Genomic DNA, 16,244 nt, shown 5'->3' with positions numbered 1-16,244 from the left:
AGTGATCCGGCGGACCGATTGACGAGTGGGAGCGGGGGCGGTCGGGTCCTATGACCGACGAGTTCGACGGCATGTACGAGACGTTCAAGGCACTCTTGGACACCTTCCCTCCGTCCGAAGCCGTCAAGCGGTTGGAGATGCTGGGCGTCGGCCCGGAGATCGTCCAGGAAATCCGGGACCGTCACGAGCGCCAGACGATACGCATCAAGGAACTCGAAGAGCCTCACGCCGTAGTCCTCGGGAACCGCGACACGTGGTACACGGGTCCACAGGACAAGGACAAGTGCTGGCCGGCGATTGTCGACCTGCTACGCAAGGACGGTTGGTCCGATGAGCCTGCGATCCGCAATCTCGACGACTCTTCCACGCGCGTGGTGTCGCTGCTGAACCACCCGAAGGAGAAGTCCTTCTCCACGCGAGGTCTGGTCGTGGGCTATGTACAGTCCGGCAAGACCACCAACTTCACTTCCGTAATGGCCAAGGCGGCCGATCGCGGCTACAAGCTCTTCATCGTCCTGGCCGGCATCCACAACGGTCTCCGACGCCAGACCCAAGCCCGCCTGGTACAGCAGCTCGTGGAACCCAATCCCTCCCTGTGGTCTCAACTCACTGGACTGGATGAGGATTTCACTCCACTGCAGAACCCGGCTTCGTACTTCGGCAAGAACAACAAGACGCGCGTACTGTGCGTGGTCAAGAAGAACGCAACGGTGCTGCGCAAGCTCGCCCTCTGGCTGGAGCAGGCCGCAGACCACCTGCATGACTGCCCGGCACTGATCATCGACGACGAGGCCGACCAGGCCACGGTTGCAACGAAGTCCATCAATCCGCTGATCCTGCGCATCATGAGCAGCCTCCCCCGGTCCGCCTATGTGGGGTACACCGCGTCGCCCTTTGCCAACTTGCTCATCGATCCGAGCGCGGAGGATCTCTATCCTCGCGACTTCGTGGTGAACCTCCCCAAGCCCGGAGGGCATTTCGGCACCGAGGTGCTGTTCGGCCGCTACGCACTCGACGGCGAGGACCCCGAGCAGGTCGATGACGGCCACGACATGATCCGTTCGGTTCCCAAGGACGACGTTCCATGCGTGCGCCCGGAGACCAGAGCCGACGTCGAGGGTTTCGAACCGGTCATCACCGACACCCTGCGCCAGGCGATCGAGTACTTTTGGCTGGTCACCGCCGCTCGCCGAGTACGTGGTACCGGCAACCCGCACAGCACGATGCTGATCCACACCAGCGTCAACACGGCCGTGCACAACAGCTTCAAGCGTCCGTTGCGGCACCTGTTGGACCGAGCTGCGCAGTCCCTCGCCGACGCGACGTTCCTCTCTCGATTGCGTGACCTCTGGGACCGGGAGACCGCACGCGTCCCGGCTGAGGAGTTCGACGAGACGAAGGTGCTGTTCGAAGAGCTGGTGCCGGAACTACCCGGAGTACTCAGCGGCTGCCGCATCATCATGGACAACTCGAGCAGCGAGGACCGCCTGGACTACGAGAACGGCCCTGTCGTGGCGATCGCCGTCGGCGGTAACACTCTGTCACGCGGCCTGACCCTTGAAGGTCTGTCGGTCAGCTATTTCGTCCGCGCCGTCTCGGCGTACGACACGCTGTTGCAAATGGGGCGATGGTTCGGCTTCAGGAACGGCTATGCGGACCTGCCGCGCATCTGGATGACCGACGAACTGGCCGAGTGGTTCCGGCACCTCGCGACGGTTGAGACCGAGATGCGCCGCGACATTGACATCTACATGACGGAGGACGAGACACCGCTCACGTTCGCCGTGCGTCTGCGTACGCACCCGTCCCTCCGGGTCACCGCCGCAGCCAAGATGCGCGACGCCGTCACCGCGGCCTCCGCCTACGGTGGCAAGCGCGTGCAGACCCACTACTTCCACACGAACAAGGACTGGCTTCGCGGAAACATCTCCGCCGCGCGAGACCTGGTGCAGGCCTCCCTCTCGAATGCTGTCCGAGTGGAGGAGCGATCGGCTGACGGCCGGTACATCTTCCGTGACGTGCCGCACGACGTGGTCATCGACTTCTTGGGGGCATACAAGTTCCACGAGAAGTCGACCGAGAACGATGCCGACCTGATCAAGGACTACATCCGGAAACGCGTCAGCACTGCGGGATCGCTGCGCCGATGGAACGTCGCCATCGTCGGCAACCCCGCCGGGGAGCCGTTCACCTTCGCACGGGGCGTAACGGTGGGACGTAGCGTCCGTGCCCGCCTCGACCTGGAGAACTCCGATCCGGACTTCGCGGACATCAAGACCCTGATGAGCCGTCGCGACGCAGCGGTTGATCTGGGAGGGGACACGGAGAAGTTGGACGAGAAGGGAATCATCGACGCACGCAGTGCCCAACTCCCCGACACGGGGCTGTTGGTCCTGTACCCGATCGACAAGACGTCCGAGCCCAATCCGGCGCAGAAACAGCGTACGCGCGCGTCGAAGGAGCGTAAGGCCTTGAATGCCGAGGAGCACGTGATAGGCGTCGGCCTCGTTTTCCCGAAGCCGCGACACGAGGACAGCGCTGTGAAGAAGTACATCTCCGCCGATCTGTCCGGCGTACGCATCGAGGACGCGGACCTCAGCCCGATCGAAGGCGACGACGCGTGAACGCCGACACCTTGCGACAGCTCGTCGAGGAGCGTTGGACCGCGCTCGAGGCCGAACAGACCACGGGTAGGCATCGCCTGCGAGTTTCACAGCTTCCAGTGACGACAGACCAGGGCTCCCTGGCCGCAGGCATAGACCACGAGGGCCATCGCCACGTCCTGGTGCCGGTGCATACACACCGGAAGATCCGCACCAATCTCGACGGCCCCGTCCTCCGGCTGCGCAAGCGTCCGCTGGAGGACGACGAGACCTACCAGACGTACGCCGATCTCACTTGCCTGCGCACAGACCTCAACGACCTGTTCACTGAGCTGTGCGTGAATGTGTTGAGCGCTGTTGCGACGCTTCCCCAGAATCCGGTGAAGGCCCTCTATGGAGTCCTCGACCGCTGGAAAGCCCTGTTCCAAGGGCAAAGTGCTCCACTCGGACCTGAGCAGATCGCCGGCTTGTTCGGCGAGCTGCTGGTACTGAAGCGACTTCTTGATCGCGATTCCAGCGCTCATCGGCTCTGGCGAGGGCCCAAGGGGCACCCTCACGACTTCGTGGCCGGAAAGGCAGCTGTCGAAGTCAAGACCAGCGGCGCGGCCGGGGGTCGAAAGCCCCGAATACACGGGCTCGACCAGCTCGATCCTCCCCTGGGAGGAACACTCTGCCTGGTTTGGTTCCGTCTGGAGTCGTCTGACTCAAGTGCTTCCGGACTCGGGTTCTTGGAGTTGCTGGAACAGACGCTTCATTCGTGTGACGACGAGAGTGCCCTCCTCGAGATGCTCGCCGCCACCGGCTACCGCTCCGTCGACGCAGAGAAGTACCGAAGCATTCGTTTTGTGGTCGGAGAGGAGAGGTGGTACCGGGTGACCTCCGACTTCCCCCGGCTAACGACACAAACACTTCTCGAAGCAGGCGTGCCCCTGTCCGTTCTGGACGTTGAGTACACGATCGACCTGTCCAAGGACGCACCGAGCCCCATGCCCGCCGACGAGGTGGTCCAACTGCTCGAACATTTGATCCGGGAGTCCGTGTGACTGGGCCCCAATGGTTCTCCCAGCCCTATCCCCCGGAAGGTGCGAGCGCCGCCGAAGGCATCCGTAACCAGTTGGGGCGCCCGGAACTCGACCTACTCACCATCCTGGTGCGCGAGTCCGCTCAGAACAGCTGGGATGCCCGCCTCCTCAAGTCCGACGCCCCCGTCGACTATCGCATCGACATGTGGACCGTCAGCCCTGCCCACACCGGTGCTTGGAGGGAACTGCTGCTTGCCGGCGCTCCCAGCGGCGACAATTTCCCACTCCGGGAAACGCTCAAGCATGGCTCGATCCGGGTACTGGCGGTGTCCGATCGCGGCACTCGCGGACTTGGAGGGCCGACCCGTGCAGACGATGCCGTTGGCCCGGAGCGGGACTTCGTCTCCTTCATTCGCAACATCGGCGAACCCCGCGACACAGCACTCGGGGGCGGCACCTACGGCTTCGGCAAGGGCATCTTCTATCTGCTGTCCAAGCCAGGAACGGTACTTGTCCATTCCCGCTGCCGCACGGCGAAGGGAATGTACGAAACCCGTCTCATCGGCTGCACGCTTTGGAAGAGCTACGTGGCTCTCGAAGACCGGGGGCAACGGCGCTACACGGGCAGACACTGGTGGGGTGACACCTCTGGACACGTCGTCGAACCACTTGTCGGATCTGAAGCCGAGACCTTCGCCCAACGCCTTGGGCTGAAGCCCTTCGGCCCTCAGGAGACCGGGACGACCGTTGTCGTCATCGATCCCAACCTGGACGAACTTGAAGGATCTGAAGCAGCCGACTACCTGGGCGACACCATTGCCTGGCATCTGTGGCCCAAGATGATCTCCACCGCCGGCAGGCCGCCCGCCATGCGCTTCTCCGTCACGTGTGACGGTGTCCAGCATCCGGTGCCAGATCCGCGGAGCGCCCGCCCGCTCAACATGTTCGTCGCGGCGTACGAAATGATGACGGGACCGGACGGCAACGGCCTCGAGTGCCTCAAGCCGAAACGTCATCTGGGCCGGTTGGGCCTGGTGAAGCGCATCATGCCGCCGCTTGAGCCCACACGCGCATCACGCATGTTGGACATTGAAGACCTGATCCATCATGTCTGTCTGATGCGTCCCGCAGAACTGGTCGTCACTTACCATCCGGGGCCGAAGCCTCCCAGCACGAATCAGGGCTACGCCGGTGTCTTCCGGGCCGACGAGGCTATGGACGAGATCTACGCCAAGGCTGAACCACCCACACACGATGCCTGGAATCCGCACTCCCTCGAAAGGCCCGAAAGCACCTTCGTGCAGACGACGTTCCGGCGGATCAATGAAGCTCTGGAACGCTTGATGTCCCTGAGCGGCGTAACACGTCCCGGGGCAAGCAACGTAGCCCTCGGCGCCGCCAGTTCAATGTTCTCCGGCCTTGTGGGAGGCGCCTGGGGAATCGGGGGGGCCACGGCATACTCCAAGCCCGGCAGCACTGCGACGCGAAGCGCCAAGTTCGAGGCCGACGAGACGGGTCGTCGAGGACCAAGTCGTCCCGTACGGGCGCCCGAAGCATCCGACCCGATCACGACCGGCGACCTCGATCCCCGTGACATACACGGGAACGGGCCATCCTTCGTCGGCGGACCGAAGCCCGCCAATGTCGGCTCCACCGTCCGCCGGCCCAGGGTCCAGTACATCGGCGATCCCTACTACGACGATCGCGAGAACAACTCGGTGCTGATTCAGGAGTTCCGGCTTCCCGTACCGGGACCCCAGCGCGTACACATCGACCTGGCAGTCACTCTACCCGGGACCGGTGGTCGTGAGACCGATCCGCCCATAGGCGCGAGCATGCCCGAGCTGGTCGGTTGGGAGGACGACACTGGCCACCTTTACACCTCCGATCCACAAGTACTCGAAGGCGGCGAATCCACCTGGCGCGCCGTCGTGCGGCCGGCGCCGGACACCATGACCGAGATCGGTATCAAGGTCGAGGCGGTGAAGGGTCAGTGACTCGTCGTGTCCTTCCCTACCGGGTCCCGTCAGAAGATGTCGTCGTTGCCGAACCGTGGCGTCTCATGGTCGAGGACGGCGAGGTGGCCTTGCCCGAGGCATTGCCGGACTGGGACTACCAAATGGATCTGCGCCTGCGCAGAAACGTCCGTATCGACGTGGACCGGGCTCGTCGGCAATCCGGGCTCCCAGCAGATGCCCCTCTCGTGGCCTCCACCGTGTGGACCGCCACCGGCTCCAACTTGAGCGGCCCCGGCCAGCACCTCCGGTTGGCCGAGGCTGGTACCGTCACAGCAGAGTTCGATGTGCTTCTACGCGGCGCCGATCTCGGTGGTCTGCTGCTCCTGGACACCGCTCTCGTACTGGCAGAACGGAGGAGCGACGCCCGCCCTTCGTCACCACGGCGAGCAGGCTCCGTTCTCTGGAGCGACCGAGCAGAACTGCGCCTCCAGGGTGACGCTCCACAATTCCCGATGGCCGTGATCGACTTCGCCCGGACATCTTTCCCGGACGACGCGGCTTGGCACCTCCAGATCAGCGGGGGCATGGAACATGCCACCATGGGGGCCCTACTTCTCCTGGTCAACGAACGGAACACGGTCACAGCCACGGCATTCCAGAATGCAGCCAGGCCGCGTCCCATTGACCGAGTCGTGCTCTCCGCCGTCTACGCGGACGCCGCCCGAACCATGATCGAGCACGCGCTCGCTCATGACGACTTCGCCGATGATGCAGACTTCCCGGACGGGTCGCTGGGGGCCACCCTGCTGAGCCTGTTCGACCAACTCTTCCCAGGACAGTCGACCGCTGACGTACGGCTGCGTCAACGACAGTCGCCCGCCTTGTTCGCCTCGGACCTACAAGCTGCCGTAAGAATCTTCGAGGTGTCGTGATGAGCTTCCTCTATCCTCGGCTCCTCGCCGCACAGGCGAGACCGCTCTTCGACGAGTACAGGGAGCTCACTCTCACGGAACTGGCCCGTCGCGTGGCGGTCTCCCACGACTCCGCGGTTTACGTGGCCACCGGCGGCGATCGCATCTCCGCCGCTCAGCTCCGTGAGCTGAGGGAAGGTGTCCTGGACCTGGCCAAACAGGCAGGCTTCCCGGACGACTCGGACCGAACGCGCAACGCCGAGTTCGATCTGCAATTGGCTGCTCTGCTGCACGCGGAGATGGGCATGGTGCCCGCCGAAGCCGCGTCTCGCGACGTCTGGGCCTTCCTGGCGCTGGCCCTCCTCCCGGACGTCGCATTCTGGCGCTACCCCCAGCCGCCCAAGGATCGCGTTCTTGGGACCGACCTCACTCGACACGTCTTCGGCCGGCTCTGGTGGCGCGCCCAGCTCGTGCGCTCGCCCGACGAAGCGGAGCCATACGCCGCGCTCGAGATCCTCGGTGAGGCCGCATTCGATCAAATCTACGCACGACGCGCTGCGCTCGGTGGAAGCCCCCATCTCGTCCGCGCAATCCTCCGTGTTTGGGAGGGCCTGGACCTCGCAGGCCTGAATGAACGAGACACCTTGCGCGATTTCCTCAAGCGACTTCTGCGACTTGCACCGTTCGTACTGTTCGACGGTATCGAGGAGCGTGCGCTCACCGATGAGCTGCGAGTAGTCGCCCAAGAGTCCGTGGACGCCCAACGGCTCGGCACTCCAAGCCCCATAGCAATCCCTGCGCAAAGCCCAGCCGCTGTGGCGCCGGTGCACGGTGGACAACTCGATGCCCGAGTCGGCACTGGGCGTTTCCGTTCCGTGGAGATTTGTGCCGGCGCAGGCGCACAGGCTCTCGGGCTCGAACGCGCCGGGTTCGACCCGGTGGTACTCATAGACAGCAAGGCCGACGCCTGCTTCACGATCGATCTGAATCGACCCGAATGGGACGTCGTGTGCATGGATGTAGTTCAATTCCATCCGAGCATGCGCCCAGATGCCATCGGCGTCGATCTCGTCAGCGGCGGTTTGCCGCGCGTAAAGTCTCTCGCAACAGTGGGTCGAGCAGAGGACACCGAGGAGCGCCGGGTGCTGCGTGCGGCGATTTCCTTGGTATGCGAGATCACGCCGAAGGCTGTTCTCTTCGAGAACGTTCCCGACCTCGTCGGCAGCCCCGAGTTCGATGAAGACCGCGCTTGGATCGAGAAAGAACTGCGTCGGGCAGGTCTGCGCTCGAGCTGGAAGGTACTCAACGCTGCCGACTTCAGCGTGCCGCAGAACCGCAACAGCGGGTTCCTGGTAGCTCTTCAAGATCCCTACTTCGATCGCTATTCCTGGCCCGAGCCAAGCGGAGCGCCGGCACCCACCGTGGGCCAGGTCCTCGGTCCGTCCATGGCGGCCCACGGCTGGCCCGGCTCGGAGAGTTGGATCAGGAAGGCGGATCGCATCGCACCGGCACTCGTTGGAGGCTCAGACCGACGTGGCGGCGCCGACCTGGGCCCCACCGGCAGCAAGAAGGCATGGGCCACGCTGGGCATCAATGGCAATAGCCTCGGCGACGAACCACCGGGGCTCGACTTCCCAGCCGACGGAGAGCCCAAGCTCACCGTCGAACAAGCCGCGATGATTCAATCGTTCCCTCCTGACTGGAACCTCTTCGGTGGCAAGACCTCCAGGTATCGTCAAGTGGGACATGCGATGCCTCCGCCGCTGGCGACCGCTGTGGGGCTTGCCATCGCCGCCGCGCTCCGAGGCTAAGATCGCCCCATGGTTACGCCCCGCCCCGATGTTCTTCCTCCGATCACAGTCGTCGACCTGTTCAGCGGCTGTGGTGGCTTTACGCAGGGGTTTCACGAGTTTCGCCCTGCAGCAGGGGACGGGGAGGGGCCGGTCTTCCACAGCATCGCGGCTGTCGAACACAATGTTGCTGCGGCTGCCACGTACGCCGTGAACTTCGGGACCCTTCGACCTGACGAGCGGGTTCCGGCTGCTCGCGTACACGTGGGCGACATCGAGGACTGGCAACCGACCCCGCAAGCTCGCCACGCGGACGTCGTCGTCGGAGGCCCCCCCTGCCAAGGTTTCTCTGCCCTGAATCGCAACAAAAAGGGCAGTGAGCGAAATCGCCTCTGGGAGGAGTACGTCAGGATCGTTGCGGATATCCGTCCGAAGGTATTCGTCATCGAGAATGTCGACCGCTTCCTGAAGTCGGACGAGTTTCGCAACCTGCTCAACGAGGTGAAAGAGGGCGGGAAACTCTCCGAGTACCGGCTGGTGGATCCGCCCGGATACGATCCTTCTTGCAGCGACGAAGAGAAGAACAAACGATATCTTCTCAACGCTGCCGACTATGGAGCAGCCCAGGCGCGCCGTCGAGCCATTGTCATCGGTGTTCGTCGCGACATCGACAACGGTCGGACGTTGATGTACCCGCCGAGGACACATGTTCGTCGACCACGAGGGTCGCTTGCCGCCACCGTTCAGCCCCTGGACGGGTTGGATGCCGGAATGTCGTATTGGCAGGCTGTCGACGACATCTTCAGCGAGTCGGCAAGACGCGACATCCGGGGAACCGAACTTCCGGACGGCAAGGAGTTCATCCCCGAGGTGAATTCTGTACTGCAAGGGATCTTCACCACTCACGATCTGCACTTCGGCCGCAACCCGGAGCCCCTCTCCAGAGCACGCTATCGCGCCATTCCGCGCGGCGGAAACAGAAAAGATCTGCGCGACAAGTGGTACACGCTCGACGAGTTCAACGAGGTGCACATCTTCGAAACTCCCAACCCGCCGGGCGTGAGGACAACCGTCGAGCCCCTTTCCACCAAGAGTTGGGACAACCACAACACCGGAACCGGGGATGTAATGGGCCGACTTCGCTACGGAGAGCCCTCGGTCACCATCCGCACCGAGTTCTTCAAGCCGGAAAAGGGGCGCTACCTGCACCCCGAGGAGCCTCGGCCAATTACACACTACGAGGCTGCCCGAATCCAGGGATTCCCACTGGGCTTTCGCTGGTGCGGCTCGAAGATCGAGATTGCCACGCAGATCGGAAACGCAGTACCGATCCCACTCGGAAAGGCGATTGCAGCGTCAATACACGCCTACCTCCGCGGCTGACGCGCAAGGCAGAGCGACTCGATGCGATCACGCAAAACGGCAGCGCTGCCCGACCGCTACTGCGCTGCCGCGCTGCGGTCACCGGCGGGTGACCTGCCCCGCTTCTGCCTCGAACTTGCTGTGAGCCCGATCAAGAGCCTCGTCCGCGTCATGACCATGCACCCGAAGCCAATGAAGCAGGTCGGCGATGACCTCGATCGCCGCCACCTGAGCGACACAGGCGCCCAGCGCGTTCCGTGCGGTCGGGTGCAGCGAGTGCCGCACGCCGTAGAAGCCGAGGGCACTTGCGGCTCTTGACACGTGGACGTTCTCACTGTGTCCCTGTGACGTGCTCAAGCCCGTGGCGAGCTCGACCCAAGTGACCTTGCGGTCGAGCAGGAGCTGCACGCCCCAGCGATCGGAAGTGGCAGCGACAAGTGCCATACCGCGCCCCGTTTCGGCATCATCGGCCGACTCGACCAGCGTCGGTAAGGCCCGAGTGTCGGGGTCCTGGACCTCGATACGCAGGTACGTGCCGCTCATCGAGACGGCAAGGGTTGTCGGGGTACCCGGACCCACATGAGTAATCACGTTGGAAACGAGCTCGCTCACGCAGAGCTGGGCCGCTTCAGCCAACTCTGGCAGGCCCCAGAGGCCCAAGTGGGTCCGCAGCAGGCGCCGCAGTGCCGCTACTTCCCTTGGCTCGGCAAGAAACGGCACATCCCAGGGCCGTCTCGGCGTACATGCACTGCAATCCATGTCCCGACTCCTTCTTCTGCTTGTCCACCTGCGCTGCTCGTCGAGCAGTGGCCTGTCGCCCCGGCGCAGGCCCACCTCTCCCAGGGCAGGAGAGATCAGGCAGGCGTGCGCGATGCACTTCTGCTCGCCGCGTGCGAGCGGCGTGATGTTCAAGCTAGAAGACACTCAGGTAAATTTGCCATGCAGTCCGGCAAATTAGCTCGATCGTGGCTTTGAGGTGACGGCACACGGCAGACTGCCTTCTGAGCCAACACGGAAGGATCGGCATGCCCCCGAAGGCAGTCCCAACTCAGCGACAGAGGCGCCTCGGTCACGAGTTGCGCAGGATCCGAGTAGCTGCAGGCATGTCTGCGGAACAGGCAGCAGTCCTCCTCGGCGTCGACCGGGGAAAGATCTCCTACATGGAATCCGGGGTCCGGAACATCAGCGCGGAACGTCTACGGACGCTGGCTCAGCACTGTCAATGCGACGACGAGAAGTACGTGGCCGCGTTGGTCGAGATGGCCTCGGCCGGCACCCAGGGCTGGTGGGAGCAGTACCGCGGGGCCCTGCCCCAAGGCATGCTGGACATCGCCGAGTTGGAGTCTCGAGCCATTCATATGCGTGCGGCGTGCACAGTCCACATCCCTGGCCTGCTTCAGACGACCGACTACGCCTTCGCCGTCTTCCGTGCCGTCCTCCCCGACCTACCGGAACACGAGGTGGCGCTACGAACGGCCCATCGCAGCCGCCGCCAGGCGGTACTCGCCGCCGAGTCTGCACCCACATTCACCGGCATCGTGCACGAGGCCGCTCTCCGTATGCAGTTCGGCGGGCCTCGGGTTGCCCGCGCACAGCTCGAACATCTCCTTGATCAGTCCGAACGGGATGGCCTGACCGTCCTGGCCGTCCCCTTTGCCCACGGCGCCTTTCCGGGCGCGGGCCAGACCGTTCTGTACGCGGAAGGACCGACGGAGCAGCTCGACACCGTGCAGATCGACAACTCTCATGGTCCCGACTTCCTCTTCGGGGAGGCCGAGTTGGCCAAGTACCGTGCCCACTTGGATCGGTTGGAGGACCTGGCGCTGTCCGCCGACAGGTCAAGGGACTTTATCCACGCCATCGCACGTGAGCTCTAGGAGACGTCATGTCCGAGATCCAGTGGGAAGAACCGTTCTGCGGGGAAGGCAACTCGTGCTTCCGGCTAGGTGTCGACGAGGCCGGCAATGCCTACATAGCGGTGCGCGGCGAGGAGGACCGTTTCATCACCGACAGGCGAGACGCCCTGCGAAACATGATTCTGGACATCAAGGCAGGCAAGGCGGACCACCTGCTCCAGTGAAGCCGCACTTGGATGACCGGCTGGCACACCGACCGGATACGTCGACAAGCGTTCGGTTGGGATGCAGGTTGGTGGTGGCCGGCCCAGGAGATACGTCTCACGACGTGGAAGCAAGCCGGGCCGAAAGATCAACTACCCCACTACAGGAATATCTCCGTGGCGTCATGGACGCCCCCTGCGCAGCCGACCTAGCGTCATCCCTGAGGCAGGGAACGGCCCTGCCCTACGCACAGGGGGCACGATGACGCGTGGGGATCTGACCCGGCTGACCGGCAATGGGAACGGGGAGTGCGGGGGTGACGACTGCCCCAACGTGTACCGAACGGGCTCGGGGTCATTCGTGGTCCAAGGGGACTTGTCGGATGCCTTCGAACCGCCAGAGGGAGAAGCGCTCGTGGAGATCCCGGAAGCGGTCCTGAGGGAGGCTGTCCGTGCTCTTGGCTGGTGAGGACTGGCGGAAGACGTTCGACGCCATGCACAAGGAGGCGTGGCGCCTGGAAACTCTTCCCGTCTACCGTGTGCCGCAGGAGGAAGATGCCATCCGCCGATTCCTGGCCGGGGAGCCGATGACGCGTGAAGCGACACAGCCTTGGTTCGATCGGATCAGGGCGTACGTGGCCAGCGGCCGCAGCGTCGGGCGAGTGCACATAGTCACTCAGCCCCTCTCGGATTACCTCCGCTTCGAGTTCGAGTACTACCGCCACAACGTGGAAGCCGGTGAAGCGATTCGCATCCTTGACGTGACCGATCGCCCCAACCCTCTCGATGGTGTCCAGGACTTCTGGATGTTCGACCGCTCACAGATCGTACTCATGCACTACGAGCCGGACGGCACTCAGATCAGCCGGGAGGTGTACGAAGGCGATCCAGAGGCATTCCGGGAGTACCAGCGCATCGCCCTCGCGGAATCGGTGCCCTTCGAGGAGTACGTGAAGGGCCTTGACGCTCGAACCTGAGCAGCTGGGGCAATCGAAAGCTGACCTGGCTGAGACACTACGGACGCTGCGCAAGCGAGCCGGACTGTCCCAAGTCCGGCTCGCTCAGCGCTGCAACGTGTCTCAATCCAAGATCAGCAAGATCGAGACCGCTGAGATCACGCCTAGTCTGGTCGACGTCGAACTCATCCTGCGGGCGCTCGGCGCGCCTCAGCAGTTGATGGCCGAAGTCACGGCTCTGGCGCGGCTGGCAAACACCGAGTGGCAGCCCATCCGCTCATCGTGGCGACGCGGCCTGGAGAAGCGTCAGGCAGAGTTGGCCGGCCTGGAGTTCGAAGCCAAGGAACTTCGGTACTTCCTCCCTGCAATGATCACAGGCTTGCTGGCCACTCCCGAGTACATTCGCGCCAGCCTCGAATATTCACCGGGAGATGTCTCCAAGACGGTCGCGCGGAAGCTCGATCGGCAAGCAGTGCTTTACGACACCACCAAGCGCTTCACTTTTCTACTCACGGAGCAAGCGGTCAGGTGGTCCGTGCTCCCTCCACCTGCCATGGCTGTGCAGGTCGATCGCCTGGCTTCCCTGTCCCACCTTCCCAATGTGCGGATAGGGATCGTCCCCATGGGCACTGCAATAAGCCGCGGCCCGATGAATACCTTCACGGTGTACGACGACAGGCTGGCCACTGTCGAGACGTTCACCGGACGCACGGTTTTCCGGGACGCCCGCGACATCGCCGAACATCTTGAAATTTTCAACGAGTACGCGCGAAAGGCCCTGTTCGAAGAGGCGGCAAGGACCCTTCTTCAAGAATGGGCGAGCCTCTTCCGTTGATCTTTAATAGACAACAGGAATAGTGCTCGGACACCCCGTCCACCCGGTGAATCATGGATGCATCACGAAGCCGGGGAGGATTGATGGCGGGAACGCAGAAGAGCCAGGAGCACGGACTTGCGGAACCGCATCCAGAGCCGAGAGCAGCGCCAGGCCTCGTAACCGATCGGGCCCTGATGACTCTGCGTGTCTCTCACGATTCCGGCCAGACCTGGGGACCCGAACAAGCCGTGTTCGAGAGCGACAGCCTGGCCCCCTTGGTCACCTCGGAATGGCCGCCTTGCGATTGCCCACGCTGTACTCGACTCGGTTGGACCGCCGACCACTGAGAGCAGTCTGCTTCCCCTCCACGAACTCCCGCCCACCAAGGGCGGCGGCGGTCAGCCATGTCCGCGTTAGCTGAGCAGAAAGGTGCAGTGATGCTGGACGGAACCAAGCTGTACGGGCTCGACATCAGCGGGGCCTCCTTCGCCAAGGCTTGCGGAGGTCCCTGCACTGAGGGGTGCGTGACCCTGGCCCGGATCGGCAACGACGCCTGGGCACTGGGTGACAGCAAGCGGCCGGATGTGGAGCCGCTGCGGTTCACCACGGAGGAGCTGGACGCAGCCGGCATCGATCCGGCGAGGTTCGGGCTGCCCGTCTGATCTCCCCCTTGACCGGTCCCGGCTCCCGCGTGGAACCGGGACCGGTCCTTCCTCGACCTTCAACGCCCGGCAGGAACGACTGGTGCACTACCACGGCTATCTATGGGTCGGGGCGAAAGAGCGTTTCGACCAGGAGGCCCTCCGGCGGCCTCCGCATCCCGTGCCGCCACCGGCAGGAAGCAGGCCCGAGCTGATCCAGCGCTATCGCGAGGTGACGGCGGAGTTCACGACCGTGGACCTCCCTCCGCTGGAGACGGCTTACTGGCTCGTCAAACCGCGCCCATTGGTCCGTGGCACGTGGGATGAGGCGAAGGACGCAGCCTCCTGGATCGTGGCGCGTGTGGCCGAGTACGCGCCCCGGTTTGCTTCCGAATGGGGGCGTGACTTCATCGATCCCCTGTCGCTGCTCAACTCCACTGTTGGGAGGCTGAGTTCAGCGAGCGATGTGTCGCTCGGGTTCTACCTGGAGCTCCCCTCGTACCTGTCGCTCGCCGTGGTGACGTGTTCTCCGAACCGTTCGAAACCTGAACTTTCGTGTCCCGTTGAGTAAGGAGAGACAGTGTGACCAGCTTGATCCCCTGGCAGCAGCGGCTGTCCACCGGCACGGAAGACATCCAGGACGAGGTCATCCACTGGTACCAACAGACGCGTCACGGCAAGGCGTATGTACCCGAGATGGTCTGGGGCACGCTCCAGACCGAGGCCTACGCGAGCGTGATCCTGCGCAAGGTCGTCGAGTTTCTCGGTGTGCCGGACGACGTGGCAGCTGGTGTGGCCAAGCGCATGGAACGTCAGCAGGTCCTGTACGACGGGGAGCATCACTACGACGTGATCCTTGGCGAGCAGGCCCTGTACACCAATGTCGGTGGGCCGCAGGTCATGCGCGAGCAGATGGAGCGGCTGCTCCGCGACATCGATCTGCCCTCGCTCACTCTCGGGGTCCTGCCCGCCACCGCCGAGGTCGGTGTGATCCCGATGCCTGGCTTCAACATGTACCGCGGCGGGCGGGTCCACTACGAACTCGTGGCGTCCGGTGTGGACATCACTGACACCGACGAACTCGCGCTCCACGAAAAGGCATTCGATGCCTTGAGCAGCGCGGCCAGCTACGGAGATGGCGCCACCAGTCTGATCAGCAAAGCCCTGGCCTTCTGGACCAAGGGGTGACGCCCCGTAAGCAGCGGCCTTCTATGCCTCTCCGGCCTGGATAGTGCCCCACAGCTCCGCCATCTCCCCCACCACACCAGGCGCCATCAACAGCAACGGCTCGTCATACACAGGCACCTGAGGGAGCGCCACCGCCCCCGCCTCCCGCGCGATCAGATACGCCGGAAGCCCGTCCACCGCATGGAATTCGCCAACGGCCGCGACGGTGGCCCGACCTGCGGCCACCTGGGCCAGGGAGAGTGCCGTCGAGCCCATCACCCTTGCCGTGCAGTGGCGGGCGGAGAGGGCGGTGAGGAGGGAGTCGAGGCCCGGCCAGTGGGCGTGGGCTGCCCATTCCGTCAGGAAGAGGTGGCCTGTGAGGGTGGTGTGGGTGGCTGCGCGGGTCGGGGTGCCGTTCAAGTAGGCGCCCCGACCTCGGATCGCCGTGAAGGTCTCGCCTCGCCAAGGGTCGGCCACCAAGCCGAGTAGCGGGGTGCCGTCGGGGGCCGCCAGGCCCAGGGAGAAGGAGCACCAGCCGATGCCGTGGGCGTAGTTTGTCGTGCCGTCCACCGGGTCCACCACCCAGTACGGGGCGTTCGGGGTCGTCGGCTTGTCGGTGCCGTGTTCCTCGCCCTCGATGCCGTGGGTCGGGAAGGCCGCCCGTAGGACCGAGCGGACGTGGGCCTCGATGGTCTCGTCCGTCTGCGTGACGATGTCTGCCGGGCTCGCCTTCTCCCGCACCCCGCCGTCACGCGGGCGGCGGATCGCCTCTGACGCCCAGGCCGCCAGGTCGGTCGCGACCGTCAGAGCCCGGTCCAGGTCCCGGTCCAGGTCCAGGTCGTGGTCTAGGTCCAGGTCGTGGTCGTGCTCGTTCACTGGGGTTCACCGCCAGTCGGGTCAGGGACGGTCCTCGGGAAGGATGCCATGGCCCCGCACTGGTGCCGGCCGCGGTCGCCGG

At 64.1% G+C, this 16,244-nt stretch carries 16 protein-coding genes; 14 read left to right on the top strand and 2 right to left on the bottom strand.

What is annotated here, in order from left to right; all coding sequences use genetic code 11:
- The first annotated feature begins 50 nt into the window (after window positions 1-50).
- From ACIF83_RS00820 to ACIF83_RS00795, 6 genes are all read left to right on the top strand, one after another.
- Window positions 51-2,624, top strand: coding sequence for a Z1 domain-containing protein (locus tag ACIF83_RS00820; protein ID WP_399722574.1), 2,574 nt, complete (start codon window positions 51-53; stop codon window positions 2,622-2,624).
- Complete coding sequence (locus ACIF83_RS00815) at window positions 2,621-3,646, top strand: PD-(D/E)XK motif protein (RefSeq protein ID WP_399722572.1); 1,026 nt, start codon at window positions 2,621-2,623, stop codon at window positions 3,644-3,646. The genes ACIF83_RS00820 and ACIF83_RS00815 overlap by 4 nt, the downstream gene beginning before the upstream one ends.
- A complete protein-coding gene (locus tag ACIF83_RS00810; protein ID WP_399722570.1) occupies window positions 3,643-5,622 on the top strand; it encodes a hypothetical protein in 1,980 nt (659 codons plus the stop codon). The genes ACIF83_RS00815 and ACIF83_RS00810 overlap by 4 nt, the downstream gene beginning before the upstream one ends.
- 65 nt (window positions 5,623-5,687) lie before the next feature.
- A complete protein-coding gene (locus tag ACIF83_RS00805; RefSeq protein WP_399722568.1) occupies window positions 5,688-6,515 on the top strand; it encodes a hypothetical protein in 828 nt (275 codons plus the stop codon).
- A complete protein-coding gene (locus tag ACIF83_RS00800; RefSeq protein ID WP_399722565.1) occupies window positions 6,515-8,305 on the top strand; it encodes a DUF6339 family protein in 1,791 nt (596 codons plus the stop codon). The genes ACIF83_RS00805 and ACIF83_RS00800 overlap by 1 nt, the downstream gene beginning before the upstream one ends.
- A gap of 9 nt (window positions 8,306-8,314) precedes the next feature.
- A complete protein-coding gene (locus tag ACIF83_RS00795) occupies window positions 8,315-9,667 on the top strand; it encodes a DNA cytosine methyltransferase (protein ID WP_399722563.1) in 1,353 nt (450 codons plus the stop codon).
- Between the two features lie 78 nt (window positions 9,668-9,745).
- On the opposite strand, the gene ACIF83_RS00790 is transcribed toward ACIF83_RS00795, so the two are convergent.
- Window positions 9,746-10,558, bottom strand: a complete 813-nt coding sequence (locus ACIF83_RS00790) for an ATP-binding protein (protein WP_399722561.1) — start codon at window positions 10,556-10,558, stop codon at window positions 9,746-9,748.
- 113 nt (window positions 10,559-10,671) lie between these two features.
- On the opposite strand from ACIF83_RS00790, the gene ACIF83_RS00785 reads away from it, so the two are divergent.
- The 8 genes from ACIF83_RS00785 (at window position 10,672) to ACIF83_RS00750 (ending at window position 15,307) form a co-directional block, all read left to right on the top strand.
- Window positions 10,672-11,523 carry a helix-turn-helix domain-containing protein gene (locus tag ACIF83_RS00785; RefSeq protein ID WP_399722559.1) on the top strand — a complete coding sequence of 284 codons (852 nt, stop codon included), beginning with the start codon at window positions 10,672-10,674 and terminating at the stop codon, window positions 11,521-11,523.
- 8 nt (window positions 11,524-11,531) lie between these two features.
- On the top strand, window positions 11,532-11,726 hold the full coding sequence (locus tag ACIF83_RS00780) for a hypothetical protein (RefSeq protein ID WP_399722557.1): 195 nt from the start codon (window positions 11,532-11,534) through the stop codon (window positions 11,724-11,726).
- A gap of 241 nt (window positions 11,727-11,967) precedes the next feature.
- Window positions 11,968-12,174 carry a hypothetical protein gene (locus tag ACIF83_RS00775; RefSeq protein ID WP_399722555.1) on the top strand — a complete coding sequence of 69 codons (207 nt, stop codon included), beginning with the start codon at window positions 11,968-11,970 and terminating at the stop codon, window positions 12,172-12,174.
- Window positions 12,158-12,682 (top strand): DUF6879 family protein, encoded by a 525-nt coding sequence (locus tag ACIF83_RS00770; RefSeq protein WP_399722553.1) that lies wholly within the window; start codon window positions 12,158-12,160, stop codon window positions 12,680-12,682. Before ACIF83_RS00775 ends, ACIF83_RS00770 begins: the two co-directional genes overlap by 17 nt.
- Window positions 12,666-13,496 (top strand): helix-turn-helix domain-containing protein, encoded by an 831-nt coding sequence (locus ACIF83_RS00765; RefSeq protein WP_399722551.1) that lies wholly within the window; start codon window positions 12,666-12,668, stop codon window positions 13,494-13,496. Before ACIF83_RS00770 ends, ACIF83_RS00765 begins: the two co-directional genes overlap by 17 nt.
- A 419-nt stretch (window positions 13,497-13,915) precedes the next feature.
- Window positions 13,916-14,140 (top strand): DUF397 domain-containing protein, encoded by a 225-nt coding sequence (locus ACIF83_RS00760; protein ID WP_399722549.1) that lies wholly within the window; start codon window positions 13,916-13,918, stop codon window positions 14,138-14,140.
- 82 nt (window positions 14,141-14,222) lie between these two features.
- A complete protein-coding gene (locus ACIF83_RS00755) occupies window positions 14,223-14,690 on the top strand; it encodes a hypothetical protein (RefSeq protein ID WP_399722547.1) in 468 nt (155 codons plus the stop codon).
- Window positions 14,691-14,701: 11 nt separating this feature from the next.
- Complete coding sequence (locus tag ACIF83_RS00750) at window positions 14,702-15,307, top strand: DUF5753 domain-containing protein (protein ID WP_399722545.1); 606 nt, start codon at window positions 14,702-14,704, stop codon at window positions 15,305-15,307.
- Window positions 15,308-15,328: 21 nt separating this feature from the next.
- Here the strand turns inward: ACIF83_RS00750 and ACIF83_RS00745 are convergent, their stop codons facing one another.
- Window positions 15,329-16,162 carry an inositol monophosphatase family protein gene (locus ACIF83_RS00745; protein WP_399722543.1) on the bottom strand — a complete coding sequence of 278 codons (834 nt, stop codon included), beginning with the start codon at window positions 16,160-16,162 and terminating at the stop codon, window positions 15,329-15,331.
- Window positions 16,163-16,244: the final 82 nt, after the last annotated feature.

The sequence above is a fragment of the Streptomyces sp. NPDC085866 genome, from assembly GCF_044541035.1.
Lineage (GTDB): Bacteria > Actinomycetota > Actinomycetes > Streptomycetales > Streptomycetaceae > Streptomyces.
This window is presented reverse-complemented; position numbering and strand designations above follow the sequence as displayed.

What these genes read in the sequence shown, in the direction of transcription:
- ACIF83_RS00820 (WP_399722574.1), top strand. Translation starts at nt 51, where the DNA reads ATGACCGACGAGTTCGACGGCATGTACGAGACGTTCAAGGCACTCTTG.
- ACIF83_RS00805 (WP_399722568.1), top strand. Translation starts at nt 5,688, where the DNA reads ATGGTCGAGGACGGCGAGGTGGCCTTGCCCGAGGCATTGCCGGACTGG.
- ACIF83_RS00800 (WP_399722565.1), top strand. Translation starts at nt 6,515, where the DNA reads ATGAGCTTCCTCTATCCTCGGCTCCTCGCCGCACAGGCGAGACCGCTC.
- ACIF83_RS00795 (WP_399722563.1), top strand. Translation starts at nt 8,315, where the DNA reads ATGGTTACGCCCCGCCCCGATGTTCTTCCTCCGATCACAGTCGTCGAC.
- ACIF83_RS00785 (WP_399722559.1), top strand. Translation starts at nt 10,672, where the DNA reads ATGCCCCCGAAGGCAGTCCCAACTCAGCGACAGAGGCGCCTCGGTCAC.
- ACIF83_RS00780 (WP_399722557.1), top strand. Translation starts at nt 11,532, where the DNA reads ATGTCCGAGATCCAGTGGGAAGAACCGTTCTGCGGGGAAGGCAACTCG.
- ACIF83_RS00775 (WP_399722555.1), top strand. Translation starts at nt 11,968, where the DNA reads ATGACGCGTGGGGATCTGACCCGGCTGACCGGCAATGGGAACGGGGAG.
- ACIF83_RS00760 (WP_399722549.1), top strand. Translation starts at nt 13,916, where the DNA reads ATGCTGGACGGAACCAAGCTGTACGGGCTCGACATCAGCGGGGCCTCC.